This window comes from Ruegeria sp. CDSA193, assembly GCF_059611885.1.
The window spans coordinates 310,752-325,652 of record NZ_JBXWPN010000002.1 but is presented as its reverse complement, the minus strand read 5'-3'; the positions used below and the strand labels follow the sequence as shown (position 1 = coordinate 325,652).

Annotated in this window: 12 protein-coding genes; 8 read left to right on the top strand and 4 right to left on the bottom strand. The window is 56.1% G+C overall.

Translation table 11 applies throughout. The features are described 5' to 3' along the window. Nucleotides 1-90: 90 nt before the first annotated feature. The 5 genes from AC2FLG_RS04490 (at nucleotide 91) to AC2FLG_RS04470 (ending at nucleotide 6,028) form a co-directional block, all read left to right on the top strand. A complete protein-coding gene (locus tag AC2FLG_RS04490) occupies nucleotides 91-1,437 on the top strand; it encodes a lipopolysaccharide biosynthesis protein (protein WP_496705155.1) in 1,347 nt (448 codons plus the stop codon). Beyond that, complete coding sequence (locus AC2FLG_RS04485; protein ID WP_496705153.1) at nucleotides 1,434-2,711, top strand: O-antigen ligase family protein; 1,278 nt, start codon at nucleotides 1,434-1,436, stop codon at nucleotides 2,709-2,711. The genes AC2FLG_RS04490 and AC2FLG_RS04485 overlap by 4 nt, the downstream gene beginning before the upstream one ends. Further along, nucleotides 2,708-3,919, top strand: a complete 1,212-nt coding sequence (locus AC2FLG_RS04480) for a polysaccharide biosynthesis/export family protein (RefSeq protein ID WP_496705152.1) — start codon at nucleotides 2,708-2,710, stop codon at nucleotides 3,917-3,919. The genes AC2FLG_RS04485 and AC2FLG_RS04480 overlap by 4 nt, the downstream gene beginning before the upstream one ends. A gap of 75 nt (nucleotides 3,920-3,994) precedes the next feature. After that, nucleotides 3,995-5,158 carry a glycosyltransferase family 4 protein gene (locus tag AC2FLG_RS04475; protein ID WP_496705150.1) on the top strand — a complete coding sequence of 388 codons (1,164 nt, stop codon included), beginning with the start codon at nucleotides 3,995-3,997 and terminating at the stop codon, nucleotides 5,156-5,158. Nucleotides 5,159-5,191: 33 nt separating this feature from the next. After that, nucleotides 5,192-6,028, top strand: a complete 837-nt coding sequence (locus AC2FLG_RS04470) for a sulfotransferase family protein (protein WP_496705149.1) — start codon at nucleotides 5,192-5,194, stop codon at nucleotides 6,026-6,028. 24 nt (nucleotides 6,029-6,052) lie between these two features. On the opposite strand, the gene AC2FLG_RS04465 is transcribed toward AC2FLG_RS04470, so the two are convergent. Further along, nucleotides 6,053-7,285, bottom strand: coding sequence for a glycosyltransferase family 4 protein (locus AC2FLG_RS04465; protein WP_496691349.1), 1,233 nt, complete (start codon nucleotides 7,283-7,285; stop codon nucleotides 6,053-6,055). 424 nt (nucleotides 7,286-7,709) lie between these two features. On the opposite strand from AC2FLG_RS04465, the gene AC2FLG_RS04460 reads away from it, so the two are divergent. The 3 genes from AC2FLG_RS04460 to asnB all read left to right on the top strand — a co-directional run bounded on the left by AC2FLG_RS04460 (nucleotide 7,710) and on the right by asnB (nucleotide 12,032). Beyond that, nucleotides 7,710-8,873 (top strand): DegT/DnrJ/EryC1/StrS family aminotransferase, encoded by a 1,164-nt coding sequence (locus AC2FLG_RS04460; protein WP_496705147.1) that lies wholly within the window; start codon nucleotides 7,710-7,712, stop codon nucleotides 8,871-8,873. Between the two features lie 81 nt (nucleotides 8,874-8,954). After that, nucleotides 8,955-10,079 (top strand): glycosyltransferase, encoded by a 1,125-nt coding sequence (locus tag AC2FLG_RS04455; RefSeq protein WP_496705145.1) that lies wholly within the window; start codon nucleotides 8,955-8,957, stop codon nucleotides 10,077-10,079. 3 nt (nucleotides 10,080-10,082) lie between these two features. Further along, a complete protein-coding gene (gene asnB, locus AC2FLG_RS04450; protein WP_496705144.1) occupies nucleotides 10,083-12,032 on the top strand; it encodes an asparagine synthase (glutamine-hydrolyzing) in 1,950 nt (649 codons plus the stop codon). 31 nt (nucleotides 12,033-12,063) lie between these two features. Here the strand turns inward: asnB and AC2FLG_RS04445 are convergent, their stop codons facing one another. From AC2FLG_RS04445 to AC2FLG_RS04435, 3 genes are read right to left on the bottom strand one after another with little or no spacing between them, the layout of a single operon-like run. Then, nucleotides 12,064-12,759 (bottom strand): PIG-L deacetylase family protein, encoded by a 696-nt coding sequence (locus AC2FLG_RS04445; RefSeq protein WP_142636210.1) that lies wholly within the window; start codon nucleotides 12,757-12,759, stop codon nucleotides 12,064-12,066. Next, complete coding sequence (locus AC2FLG_RS04440) at nucleotides 12,756-13,670, bottom strand: methionyl-tRNA formyltransferase (protein WP_496701909.1); 915 nt, start codon at nucleotides 13,668-13,670, stop codon at nucleotides 12,756-12,758. Before AC2FLG_RS04440 ends, AC2FLG_RS04445 begins: the two co-directional genes overlap by 4 nt. Next, nucleotides 13,667-14,272, bottom strand: a complete 606-nt coding sequence (locus AC2FLG_RS04435; protein WP_142636214.1) for a sugar transferase — start codon at nucleotides 14,270-14,272, stop codon at nucleotides 13,667-13,669. The genes AC2FLG_RS04440 and AC2FLG_RS04435 overlap by 4 nt, the downstream gene beginning before the upstream one ends. Nucleotides 14,273-14,901 lie beyond the last annotated feature (629 nt).

The following is a 14,901-nucleotide window of genomic DNA, read 5'->3' as shown; positions in this document are numbered from 1 at the left end:
CGCGACGCTTTTGCGGCGTGGTCCAATGACCGGCAGCCGCCAAGGGGCGGAATTGGCCGGTCGTTTGTGCGGCGGGCGGGTGGATCAGACATGACCTCTCAGCCCGGCGCAACCTCAATCCCGACTGCTGTGCTTCGGCGTTTACTGCGCAATCTGAAATGGATCTTTTCCTCTCAGATCGCAGTCGCTTTGCTGGGCCTTGTGTTTCTGCCGGTGGCCGCTCGCGCACTTGGGGCTGCAGGCTTGGGGGTAATGGCAATAGGCGAGGCCTATGCGCGGATCGTTTCCCGGTTCCTTCATCTTGAGCCCTGGCAGGCGGTGATTAGATATGGAAGCACTGCGCTGGAGGAAGAAGACCGCGAACGATTTCGCCGACTTGTCGGGCTGTCGGTCCTGATTGACGTGGTTGGGGGCGTATTGGCCGCCGGCGCTGCGATCGCAATCGCACCGATCATCGCCGGATGGCTGGGGCTGGATCAGGATCTTGCATGGGTGCTGCCGGTCGCATCGCTGGGAATTCTGGTTTCGCTGAGGCCAACCGGGCTGGCTTTGTTGCGGTCCTTCGACCGGTTCGATCTGTTGGCCAAACTGGATATTTTCGCAGCGTCTGTGCGGATGGTGCTGGGGGTGATTGCCTGGCAACTGGGGTTTGGGCTGCCTGGCTTTGTCGCGATATTTGTTGCTGTCAGCCTTTTAGACGGCGTTCTGGCCTTTGCCGCGGGGTTGCGAGAAATGTCGCGGAATGGCTATGGCCGTCCGATGCTTGGAATAAAGCAAACTCTGGGTGAAAATTCCGGGTTTCTGCGCTTTGTTTGGAACAGCAATCTCTCTGTCATCTTGCGTCAGACCACGCAGCGCCTGGACGTGATCATATTGGGTGTTCTGATTTCACCGACGATGGTGGGATATTACCATATCGCGAAACGGTGCGGCGAAGCTGCACTGCGTCTTGGACGGCCGCTAAGCCAGGCGATCTATCCCGAGTTCACCCGGTTTGCCGCCCGAAATGAATTTGACCGTTTGCAAAAAATGCTAACGGGTCTCAGCGCCGGGTTCTGGGGGGTAATTGCCCTTGTCTTGATTCCAGTGATCTTGATGCTGGAACCGATCGTTACTGCGATTTTTGGCGTGGATTATGCCCCCGCACTACCGGTCGTGCGCGTGCAGGCAATCGCGGTAGGTATTTATCTTGGTGGGATACTGCTGAACCCTGCACTGCTGAGCCTGGGGCAAGACCGGGCTTTGGTTCGGATCGGTTTGTTGAACACTATTTTGTTTCTGATCCTCATTGCACCGTTGGTTTCTGTTTTGGGCGTGGTCGGTGCCGCTGTGGCGCATGTGCTGTGTAATTCCGTCTGGCTAGGGCTGTGTGTGTTACACTTGCGGCGTACATTGCTGAACCCTGCATTACACGGAAAGGAGCAGGTGCGCCCATGAGACCTGCATCGGCCCAATCAGTTTCCTTTGGCAAGCCGACCAATGGAATCGGCTATTTGCCAAGCGTAGACATGGCAGCTCTCTATTTCCTGATGGCGGCTGTAGCTCTGGCGCCGATGAACTATCTCAGAGTGGATTTCGTCTATTTCACCCTCTCGGATTTCTTCTTTGTGCTGGCTGGGTTTGTCATGCTGGCAACTGGCCAGCTGCCGGTTAAGATATTCGGGCCCGCAAGCGGGTTCTGGTACAGTTCGTTCCTGTTTTTCACAGGGGGCCTGACCATAGGTTCGTTAATCAACGGAGATCCGACCGAGCTGCTGACCGTGTTTGTTCAGTACTTCTTTTCGTTGATCGTGCTGCCAATCCTGATCGGCAATCGAAGCTTTGATCAGATCGTCCTGCTGATGAAGGCATTTATTATTGGTATGGGCATTGTTGTGCTGTTTGGCATCTATGCAATCAATTTCATGGAAGACCCGACACACCGGTTTGTATCCGCCAATGGTCGGATGCTTTCGCTGGTCGAGCGGGCAAATGAATGCGCGCTTATGCTGGCGATGGCCATCGTTTTCCTGCTTAGCCTGATCCTGCAGAAGCAAAGCAGCCGCATCTGGGGGCTGATCGGGCTGCCAATCCTGTTTTACGGCGTCATCCTGACCGGTTCGAATTCTGGTCTGATCGTGACCATAGTGGGGACTGTCGCCATTATCCTCAGCAGCGGGTCCCCGCGTCATGTTGTGACCCTGATCGTCGGCACGTTGATTGCGGTTTTGGTGGTCCTGAACTTTGGTGAGCTTTTCTTGCCCGAGGTCTTTCGCGAACGAGTTCTGAATGCCGTTCTTGCAGGTGACATTAGTCAGGCGGGCACGTTCTCTGACCGGTTATTCCTGCTGCAAGAGGCTTTCGAGGTATCCCGTGGCACTTTGTTGATCGGGCTGGGTGCAAACCAGTACAGCCTGGCCAGCGAACAGGGAATCGTGGTTCATTCGGCCTATTTGCTGACTCTGTCCGAAGGTGGCTTGATTTCTCTGCTCGGTATGGTCGGCTTTATTTTGGCCAGCATATACTTGGCCTGGATGGCCATTTCTGTCGGCCGCTCGCCATCGGTCGGGGCACTGACCATCGTTGCCATGCTGATGTATGTCGTGCTGCTTGCCGGGGCGACGACCTTTTATGCCCGGTTCTGGAACGTACCCTTTGTCCTTGCCATTGCGCTTAGCGTGTCGCGCCTGCCGGTGTTAGGACCAACGAATACACTTAGGAGAATGTCGTGAAATTATTGCAAAAACTGATGCTTTCTGTGATCGCGGCTTCGGCTTGTTTTATCGGTGCGCTTCAGGCCGAGGAATATGTTCTGGCACCGCAGGACAAGATCAATTTGCGTGCGATGCGTTGGGATCCGGTGGTTGCGTCTTTTGTGAACTGGCAAGGCGTTTCCGGTGAATATGCGCTTTCTTCGGGAGGGATGCTGATGGTGCCTCTGGCCGGCCAGGTTCATGCTGAAGGGCGAACGACCGAAGAACTGGTACTGCTGCTGGAAACTCAGATGCGCACTCGCGTGGGGATGGCAGAACCGCCTCATCTGGCGATCGAAGTCATCGGCCATCTGCCTGTATACATATTGGGGGATGTCCAGATTCCAGGCTCGTACCCCTATCGGCCACAACTGACCGCGCAGCAGGCGATGGCGCTTGCGGGCGGGGAATACCGGTTGCCGTTGCAAAATGACGTAGGAACGAACTTTACCGGATTGCGGGTTCAGGGTGAAGTTCAGTTGTACAATGAACAGATCGAAGCTCTGCAAGCCGAACAACGCCGACTGCTGGCTGATCTGTCAACACTAACCCCGGACGGTGGTGATGCCAAAATTGAACCCCCGCAAGGTCTGCAGGGGGAGATTCTGCAAGCGGATCAACAGGCCCGGGAAGGGCAGGGTGAACGCATCATCCAATTACAGGAAACCCTCAAAGATCAGATCGATAGCCTCGAACGGCAGCTGGAATTGCGCGCAAATCAGATCGGGATCACGCGCAAAGATCTGGATGATGCTCTGGCACTACAGAAAAAGGGCCTTACGGTCAGTTCCCGCGTGTCATCTCTGTCCAACTCGCTGAACGACCTGGAAAGCAAAAGCGTGGATATCGAGATCGCTCTGGGCTTGGCCCGGCAACAGCTGAACCGCGCGCAACGCGATGAGCTGGAGTTGCTTGATACCGCGCGCTCGAATGCGCTGGTGCGGCTGAATCTAGTGCAGATCGAACTCGAGGATTTGCAGACCCGGCTGGGCACCGCGAAAATCCTGCAGGCCGAGCTGGCAGCGCTTGGCCTTGTTGAAGAGGTTGATGCGGTCGAAGAGATCGTGATCGTATACTCGGTCACCCGCGCGGCCGGAGGAGCCGCAACGGCGATTTCGGGTGACACTGTCTTGTCCCCCGGGGATACGCTTTCGGTTTCTCGAACCTTCGTCACGCAAACACAATAGATTTCAGTTCAATGATTTATGGTTTAGCGCTCGGTTCTGATGTCCGGCGCTGAGCCAAAAAGGCGGCAGGCCAGAATGAAAAAGATACGCGTTTTATTTCCCTTTGCAGGTTGGGCAGATCTGGGCGGCAGTCATGTTTCCGCGCTCAAACTTGCGTCCTGTCTGGACCGGGATCAGTTTGAACCATTGGTCCTTTGCCACAACGAAGCTGGGTCGGTTGGGCAGTATGCTCAATCGCTGGGTCTGAATGTCGAAGTTTTGCAGGGCCCCAGGCTTATGGGCCCTCCAAACAACAAAACGGATGCAGATGTTGGCTTTCCGGAATACTGGACCCGGACCTACGGCCAGCTCGTCCGGTTTTTGCGGGACAAAAAGCCAGATATCGTCCACACAAATGAGGGCCGATTGCATGTGAATTGGGTGTTTCCGGCCAGACGGTTGGGGATCAAGCATATCTGGCACCACAGGCAGGATCCGCGCGCGGTAGGCGTTAACTATGTCGCGCCGGTGTTTTCGAACCGCATCCTAAGCGTGTCGTATTTTTCGAAACCCTCGCGCCCGATACGCTCGGTTGACAAAAAGTTTCAGGTCATCCGCAGCCCCTTCGACCTGAGCATTCAGCGCCCGGATCCAGACGCGGCGCGTCGGATGATCCTGAACGAAATCGGTGCGCCGGAAAATGCAGTTCTTCTAGGATATTTTGGCCATCTGGAACCGCGAAAACGGCCGGTTCATTTTGTCCAAAGCCTTGTGGCCATTCAGAAACAGATTGGGGACAGGCCGGTACATGGCCTGCTATTTGGCAAAGTACTCAATCCCGATGACGGGTTGGACACAGGCTCCATGGACGTGGCACGAGAACAGGGGATGGGCGCGCAGATTCATATGATGGGGTTTCGGCAGGATGTTGAAAAGTGCATGGTCGCCATGGATGCCACCCTTGTGCCGGCCTTGAACGAGCCATTTGGACGTACCTTGATCGAGGCAATGCACCTTGGACTGCCTGTTGTGGCCACACGGCACGGCGGCAATGTCGAGGCAATCGATCATGGCAAAACCGGTTTTCTGGTGGATCCAGAAGACCCCAAAGCCTTTGTTGAGCCAATCGTTTCTCTGATCGAGGACCAGGAGCTGAGGCAGCAGGTTACACAAGCGGCCTACCAATATGTGCAGGATAATTTTGGGTTGGATAAACACGTGGCCGAAGTGTCCGACGTGTACCGCGAATTGGTATCGTGATCCCGATGCGGATCGTAGGGATTAGAGGATAATATGGGCCTGGCGAACGAGCGAAAGATAGATTTCCTGATATTCGGTGCTGCGAAATGTGCGACCACCTGGTTGCAGAATTCTTTGACGGCGACGCCGCAGATTTTCATGCCGGATCCCGAGCTGCACTATTTCTCGGATCATTATGACCGGGGGGCGGTCTGGTATCGCGATCAATACGAGGGATATTCAGACCAGAGTATCGTAGGCGAAAAATGCAATACCTATCTGACACATCCAGAGGCGGCCAAAAGGATTGCCCGTGACTATCCCGATGTCAGGTTGATCCTGCAGATGCGCGATCCGGTTCGAAGGGCCTATTCCGACTACTGCATGTTGTATCGCCGGGGCACTGTCGGGGACGACATTCATCGGTATCTGGATCCTGACAAGGCCGGTGATGAAAGGTTCCTGCACAATGGTAGATATGCCTATCACCTGCGCCGTTTCTACGATCTGTTCCCGACAGATCAAATTCTGTTGCTGGCCTACGAAAACACGATCTCACAACCGGTAGAAACCTTACGCCGTGTCGCCGAACACATCGGTTTTTCCGGTGTCGTGGAGCCGCCACTAGAAGAGAGGGTCAAAAACAAAAATACGCCAATCGTGCCCTTGCCTCTGAGGCGGGTTCTGGCGCCGCTTCGACCGTTGCTTGACCCGATCCGGCATACGGGGCCGTTAAAGGCGATTCGCAAAGCGGTGGCGCGGCAGGTGGAGTATCCTGAATTGCCGGATGTATTGGCGCAGAAAATGGCCGATTTCTATAGGCCTGACGTCGCCGAGCTTGATGCTATTGATCCGGGTCTCAGCCGCGGGTGGCGCAGTTTCTCGGATTAGACGTGAGCTTAGAATGGGTGTGGATCAGTCGGTGGCAGTGGAGGGCAGCTTGGTATCGCTGTCGATTAGGCCCATCTTCCGCAGCAGGATCGTGTTGATCCGCGCGACGTCGAACTCTTGCTCGGCACGCGCCCGCGCGGCCTGACCCATGGATTCGATTAGGCTCCGGTCTTCAACGAATTTTCTCATCGCCTCCGCCAGCGCCTCTGGATTGCGTTTGGGGACGATAAACCCGTTTTCCCCGTCGCTGACCGCATCGGCGCATCCCGGGGCATCGGTCGTAATGACGGCGCGCCCTGTCGACATCGCCTCAAGAATGGCGCGGGGGATGCCCTCACGATAGACGGTGGGCAATACGAAGACCGAACATTCCTTGAGAAATGGCCGAACATCCTTGGTTTCGCCTAGATACTCGATATGCCCCTGCTGGCCCCATTCTTCGAGCTGCTGTGCGTTGACCGAGTCCGGGTTGTCATCCAGCGGACCCAAAAGCTGACAGCGCACATCAGGGAATTGTTCCCTAAGCTGCCGGGCGGCTTCGGCATATTCGAACACGCCCTTGTCACGCAGCAAACGTGCGATCATCAGAAACACGGGTGGATCCGTAGGCTGATGGGATTTTGCGTATCTGGCGAGATTGACACCGGAACCGGGCACAATCGACAGCGCGGCCTGAGGTGCCAGCAAACGTCTGCTGCGAAACTCCTCGGCGTCGACCGAGTTGTAAACCAGAACTTCGTCGGCACCTTTCAATCCGAACCGGTAAAGGCCTGTCGCCACCGCTCTCAGCACTTTTCGGCGCAGGGTCAGTTCGGCATCCGCAAATACATAACCTAACCCGGTACACATCGCGAACCGCCGCCGAACGCCGGTCAACCGCGCCGCAAGGCCGCTGAAGATGATCGGCTTCATCGTATAGGCAAAGACGATATCGGGCCGTATTTCCCGGCAGATCCCGATCAGTGTGAACAGGGTGGACAGATCCTGAAATGGATTTAACCCCGCGCGCGCCATAGGGATTTGCCGAAATGTCACGCCGATCTCGGCTAGGGCTGCTTCGGTGGCCGCATCGTTTTCCGGTGCGCAAGCAAGTACGTCTGCGCGTTCCGCAAGCTCTTTCAGCAGGTCATAACGAAAATTGGTCAAAGAGGTCGTAAGATTGCCGACAAACAGAACTTTTGGGCGTCCGCCAGTTGTCGAACCACGTTCGGCAGGTACGGCCTGGGCACCGGAAGCGGTGTTGGGAAAATCACTCATCAAAGAAACATTTCAAACTTTAAAAACCAAGGTTGAGACGATGCTGATCCATGTCGCCGAAGCTGTCAACGGGGCTGTCACCAAAGCCGATTGTTGCCTATTTTTCACCTCTGACTGTCTGCGGCCTGATTGTTGAAAAATCACGCTGTTAAGTGACCTGGAACCTTGCATAAGCAATCGATTCAGGTCAGGTTTCGCCTGCCGCGGCACAAAAAGATATTTCCGAAACTGCGGAGTTTGTTTCCAATTCAGGCGCTGGCCGCCAAAAATTTGTTAATTGTTGAGTTTGCCTGACCTCCTCGGATGGTTTGGCGTGAGGTAAAGAAATGATCCGGAAATCCTGCTGTCTAAATTTGAGCAATAATAGGCTTGGCCCATCTTCCCTCGGCTATCCTCTGGCCGCTTATCTGAAGGGAAACAGCTGATGCCCAAATGGCCATTCTTCGAAGAAGATGAAATTGATGCTGTCAGCGCAGTGCTAAGATCCGGTTGCGTGAATGCCTGGACCGGCCCCGATGTCAAAGAGTTCGAACGTGAATACAGCGCCTATACCGGCGCGCAGCATGCGATCGCTATGGCAAATGGCACGGTCACTCTGGACGCCGCGCTGCTGGCGTTGAACATCCGACCCGGAGACGAGGTTATCGTCACACCGCGTAGCTTTATCGCGTCTGCCAGTTCGATCCTTCTGGCCGGTGGCAAGCCGGTATTTGCAGATGTGGATCGCGAGAGCCAGAATATCACCGCAGAAACGATTGCACCGGTTCTGACCGACAGAACCGTGGGGATTATCGCAGTCCATCTGGCCGGGTGGCCATCGGATATGGCGGGTCTCATGGATCTGGCGCGCAGTCGGGACCTCTGGGTGATCGAGGACTGTGCGCAGGCGCATGGTGCCATGATCGGTGACCAGCACGTGGGAACCTTTGGCACCTGCGGCTCGTATTCTTTCTGTCAGGATAAAATCATCACAACCGGCGGTGAAGGCGGCATGCTGATCACCGATGATGATGAACTGTGGTCCAGGGTCTGGAGCTATAAGGATCACGGCAAAAGCTATGATCAGGTGTTCAACAAAAGCCACCCTCCGGGGTTTCGATGGCTGCATAGTGGTCAGCCGGGCACCAATCTGCGGATGACCGGGCTGTCCGCCGCCATCGGGCGCATTCAGCTGGCGAAACTGGACGGTTGGCGCGCCCATAGAGCCAAAAACGCCGAGATTCTGGCGCAGGCTCTTTCCGGTTGCGCTGCGTTTCGGGTTCCCGTGCCGCCTGCCGAACTGACACATGCCTATTACCGGTTCTATGCGTTTGTGAGGCCCGAGGCTCTGGCCTCGGATTGGAGCCGCGATCGCATCATCGCCGAGATTTCAGAGGCGGGTTTCCCTGCGTTCTCGGGCAGTTGTTCCGAGATATACAGAGAAGAGATGTTCGCCCGCCTTGGCATCGGCCCGGGTGATCCCTTGCCGGTGGCGAAAGAGCTTGGAGAAACCAGCCTGGCATTTCTGGTCGATCCGACCTGGTCGCATCAAGACGTCGCCGGCCTGGCCGAACTTGTGCGCGAAATCGGAGATCGGGCGCGTGCATAGGCAGTTCACACCGCCGCATCCAGGTCGTGTGTCTAAAGGTTCCGGCCCGGTTTGTCAGTTTCGGGTGTTGAACCGATGATCATGCATGTCATCACCGATTTTTCCGGTCAGGGCGGGGCCCAGGCGATGCTGGCGCGGCTGGTTGCCAAATCCGGGGATCGGGTATTGGTGGTGTCGCTGACGGAGGTTTCGGACAGGATCAAAAGCCAATGTGCAAATCCAAACGCCGTTCTGATCGGATTGAATGCCAGATCACTGTCGTCCATGCCCCGCGCGATATTGCAGATATCGCGTCTTATCCGTCAGTATAAACCGCAGGCAGTTCTGTGCTGGATGTACCATGCGATGGTCATCGGGCTGATTGCCAGCTGGATATCAGGTCGAAAGGTGCCAATTTACTGGACGGTGCGGCAGGCTTTGGACGATACCAGCTCATTCACGCGCAGCACGCGGATTGCCGTTGATCTGTGTCGGCGTTTGTCGGGCAGGTGTGCAGGGATCATTTATAACTCGCAACGCGCATTGGATCAGCACACGAAGAACGGGTTTGCTGCTGCGCGGTCTTGCGTCATTCCGAACGGTCTGATCATGCCTCAAGCCTCTGTGGTGCGGAGCGACCCGCCCAGGGTTTTTGGGATCGCGGCGCGGTTTCATCCACAGAAGGATCACGAAACCCTTTTCCAGGCTCTGTCCCTGGCGCTGCGGTCAGTCCCCGATCTGCGCATCATCGCGGCCGGAGAGAATATGTCGCCTGAAAACTCCGAAGTACAATCATTGCTGGCGCGCAATAACCTGACTGCGGACAATGTAGAGCTGTGCGGCGACCTGCATGATATGGCTGCATTCTACAAACGGATTGATGCGCTGGTGCTTTCATCCCGAACCGAAGGGTTTCCGAATGTCATTGTCGAAGCGATGAGCTATGGCCACCCCGTTGTGTCGACGGATGTGGGTGATGCGGCGGTGATCATTCGCGACTGCGGATTGATCGTACCGCCCCGCAACGCGGAATTGCTTGCAGACGCTTTGGTCCATGCCGCAAATTGGTCGGCCCCGGAGTATCTGGAAAAAAGAGAAAAAGCCCGGGCGATTGTGGCCAATACCTACCAGCTTGACCGCGTTGCCGCGCAGTATCGGAACATTTTGGAGAGCGGCAGTCTTGATCCCGAAAAGATTGCCTCTCAGCCAGAACAGAAGGGGATCTGAGCGATGTGTGGCATCACCGGATTTATCAACTTTGGCACCGTTGATCGGTCTCAGGCCTCATCCGTCCTTGTCAGGATGTGTCAATCGATTGAACACCGTGGCCCGGATGGAACCGGGTTGTTTGTGGACCCAGATCAGGGTGTGGCCCTGGGGCATCTGCGTCTGGCCATTATTGATCTATCGGAAACCGGGGTACAGCCGATGGATTCCGCCGATGGCCGGTTCACCATTGTGTTCAATGGTGAGATCTATGGCTATCTGGAATTGCGTCAGGAATTGCAGGATCTGGGCATAAGCTTCAGGGGCACATCCGATACCGAAGTTTTGCTGGCGGCGATGCAGCTTTGGGGTATCCGCAAGACACTGGACCGCGTCCACGGGATGTTTGCCATTGCCGTGTTTGACCGGAAAACCCAGAGCGTGACACTGGCGCGCGACCGGATTGGCAAAAAACCTCTCTATCTGGGCCTGGCTGGGAAAACCGTTCTGTTTGGGTCCGAATTGAAGTCACTGCGCGCGCATCCGGAATTTGGACCGGCAGAGGTGGACCGCGCAGCCTTGGGATCGTTTCTTCGGTTGGGATATATTCCTGCCCCGCGCACGATTTACCCAAATGTCCTGAAACTACCTGCGGGCTCCATGGTCGAGATCAAACTTGACACCCCACCGGCCTCGCTGGATGCGCTTCTGCAAGGGATCGAGCGGTTTTGGGATATCGAGGCGGTAGTCACCGAGGCGCGCGCAAACCCATATCCCGACGATGAAACAGCAATAGCTGAAATCGAATCCGAACTGCTGCGCGCGGTGGGCGAGCGGATGGTTGCGGATGTGCCGGTTGGGACCTTCCTGTCGGGTGGCATCGACTCGTCGCTGATCACCGCGATGATGCAAGAGCAGTCGAACAGAAAAGTGCCCAGCTTTACCGTGCGTTTCGATGACGAAGACACCAACGAAGCCGAGCATGCAAAGGCTATCGCCGAATATCTTGGGACGGATTATCACGAGGTGACGGCGACGCCGGAAATGGCGTTTCAAGCCATCGAAGGTTTGCCGCAAGTGTTTGACGAACCCTTCGCCGACCCGTCACAACTACCGACCCTGCTGGTTTCGCAACTGGCGCGCCAGCAGCTTAAAGTCGTCATGTCCGGCGACGGCGGTGACGAGTCGTTTGGTGGCTATGCCCGCTATGTGCGGATGCAGGCCTTTGAACGCCTGAAGGGCAAGATGCCTGACCTGGCGATTCAGGCGCTGTCGCAGACGCCGCAATCGGTGCTGAGCGCTCTGGTGCCTGTCCTCAAGCCATTCGCCCCAAGCAGCATGCGTGACGATCTGAGCGCGGATCGTCTGGCCAAGCTGGCGCCGGTTCTGCAGGGGCGAGAGTTCCAGTGCCGCTATCAGGCCCAGTTTTCGATCTGGTCCTCCGGTATGCTTGGAAAGTCCGGCATCCCGCTGGGCAATGAGATCGGAACGCATGATTTGCCCGCAGGATTGAGCCGGTTGGACAGCATGATGTTGTTGGATTCACTTTATTATCTGCCGGATGATATTCTGGTGAAAGCTGACCGCACGTCGATGTCGGTCGGGCTTGAGATGCGCGCCCCATTGTTGGACTATCGCGTTGTAACGGCCGCCTGGCGTTCCTCGGCTTCGCTTCGGTGCGACGGGAAGGCTGGCAAGGTGGCGTTGCGGGAGCTTTTGAAAAAGCGGGTTCCGCAATCGCTGTACGACCGGCCAAAGCGCGGGTTCGGTATCCCACTCAACGCTTGGCTGCGCGGGCCCCTAAAGTCCCGTGTTTCCAGCATTCTTCTGGATGGGAACGGGCTTGAGGGTTTTGTGGACAAGGCAGCGTTGGAAAAATGCTGGGCCGAGCACCAATCAGGCAAACGCAACTGGGGTGCTCAGCTGTGGACGGTCTTTATGTTCCAACTATGGTCCGAAGCGTGGATGCGCTGATCGCAGCTTGGCGATTTTGCGATCAGGTCAGTCAGATAACCGACCTGACCAAGACAAAGCCCTCAGCCGCGGCCCGGTGAACCGTCGCGCCACGCAAAGTTGCCAACGCTTTCAAGCTCTGAACCGAACGCTCGTGCGGGGGCTGTTTGACCTGGCTTGCAAATAACTGGAAGGCTTCCAGTTTACGCTCCAATGTATCCGAAATGTCCACAAACATGTTTGGCACGAACGGCGGCGTCAGATATGGCGCGTTCCAATTTGTCTCGGACAGCGTCTCATAGGCCGCGATCGTCGTCGGGTATTTGTCCTGATAAGGTCGGCTTGCCACCAAAGTCGAAAGGAAACTCAACTGGTGGTCCAGATGGATGTCGCCGGGATGCGGCGCCAGGATGACACTTGGGTCGAGGTCACGGATCAGCGTCCCCAGACCTGCGTTCAGGTCACCATGGGGGTGCTCAGCCAGTTCGGCGGCAGGGAAGTCCAGCCAGTGCGTATGCGTCACACCAAGATGCTCATGTGCGGCCCGGGCTTCGGCCTGTACATTGGCGATCTGTTCCGTGCTGAACCGGGGCGACCGACCCGTTGTGACAATCGCGATATGGACTGCGCGACCTGCATCTGCCAGTCGTGCGATGGTGCCGCCAGCCCCAAGGACTTCATCATCCGGGTGCGGAGCAACCACAAGTACCGGTCCGTCCTGTCCGTCAAAAGGTGTCAGCGCTGTCATTCGGAATTCCTGAGCTTTGAGTGCAGATCGGGCGGCGCATCGGCGCCGGTCCAGTTTATGATGTCCAGACATTTCCCATCCCCACAGGCGACCGTAAACCGGTTTCCTTTGATGGCCTGTATCTGACCAGGCAGGCCGATATAGTAGCCCTGCAGGGCGGTGTTCTGTACACCCAGCAGGACCAACTTCTCACCGGATGCAGAATACGTGTAAGCGCCGGGATAGGGCGGCCCGGCTGCGCGTATCAACCGGTTAATCTCTGCCGCCGGTCTGGTCCAGTCGATCAGGCCGTCCTCGGGCCGCCGCCGCGCACAAAGGCTGATCCCGGTTTCCGGTTGCGGCGCCGCCGGGATGTCACCTTCGGAGATTTGTGTCAAAAGCTGAGGCAGCAGCTGCGTCAGGGCCTGAAGCGCCCGGTCATACAGCTCGCGCGCTGTTACCGTGTCGGGATCGACCGCATATCGAGCTTGCGCCGCAATCGGGCCGTCATCGGCCCCTTCGCCAAGCCAGAACAATGACGCGCCTACATCGGTTTCGCCCAATATGACAGTCCAGGGGATTACACCGCGCCCGCGCAGACGGGGCAGAGCGGATGGGTGAAACCCGACGCATCCGATCTTTGCCTGGGCCCGAAATTCCGGCCCGCATATCTGAGACCACCCGATGACCAGTATCAGATCAGGTTTTACGGCTTGAATGGTTTTGATTGTTCCGGCCGAGTCACTTTTGGCCGTATAGTGGACAGGAATATCATACCGATCTGCAGTGGGTTTGAGATCTGCAAAATCAGAGTGCCGGTGGGACAAGTCCGGCGGTAGTGTCACCACCAAATCCGGTACAAACCCTCGGGCACATATGGCGGATAAGGCGACATGCGATCCTTCGACCGCCCCCACAAATACCGTCTTCATGCAGGTGTCTCCTTTCGGCTGTCCAGCCAGTTGTCTGCGGCCTGAATTCGGTCAGGGCGTTTATGCTCTCCGGCCAAGGCTACCATAATGGTTTCGAACAATATCTTCAGATCAAGCGATAGTGACCGGTGCGCGACATACCATAGATCCAGCTTTAGCTTCTCGTCATTTGAAAGCGCGGTATTGCCGCTGACCTGAGCCCACCCTGTCAGGCCGGGCCGAACCGTGCAGCGCACCCGCCCATTGTCTCCAAACTCTTCGATGGTTTCGGGAAGCAGGGGACGGGGGCCAACAAGGGCCATATCTCCGCGCAAGATGATCACAAGCTGGGGCATCTCATCCAGCCTTACGCGGCGCAGAAGCTTGGTGGTTTTTGTCTGACGTTCCGAATCTGGCAGCAAAGCCCCGCTTTGATCGCGTGTGTCGGACATTGTTCTCAGCTTCCAGATGCGAAAGACGCGCCCGTTGCAGCCTGCCCGCCGTTGGCCAAAAAACAAAGGCCGCCCAACCGAAAACAGCACAATCACACAACCCGCCAGAAAAAAGGGCAGCGCGATCGTGCCCGCGATCAGGCAACACAGTATTTCGAGAAATCTGTTCATATTCAAACCCAAGAACTGTAGCTGAAAACTACGAATATCAAACCAAGAACCAACATCTCTCCGGATCATCCTGCTGGCCGGATCCAAGTTCCGGCGCACTGATACGAAGTCTGGGCTGAGTTGATCCCAAATCGATTCTCGATTCAAGCGGCAGAGCTGACCGGCACCCTGACTATGCGGAAATTTTTCCAAGCATGCGCCAAGTTCACAAAGCCTTTGTCAGGAAAACCGGCCTGCGACTCATTAGAGGATTGGCCGAAAGGAGTTGTCATCTTTGTTGCGTCTTGGTTCACAATGCCCCGATAGGGGCTTATTGTGGATCGATTGGGCAATATTGAGACCCGGACAGCGGCCCCCGAAGATTTCATCGGATTGAGAAAATGACTGTAATTTTCCCCGTGAGATTAGCATTTCTCTTGTTTACGCTAGGTCAATCGGCGCTCAAGTCAGCCGAAACAGGGAGGAAATTCTGCAACCCTCAACAAAATATCAGTCAAAGAGTACTTCAGAAAACGCTGCAATTCGTTAATGAAGTGTGAAGAAATTACTTTTGAGGGCGCGGAAACGTATGTTAGCGTTGAAGGAGATTGAAGAAATTGCGCTAACCGGCGAACCAGAGGAACAATTTT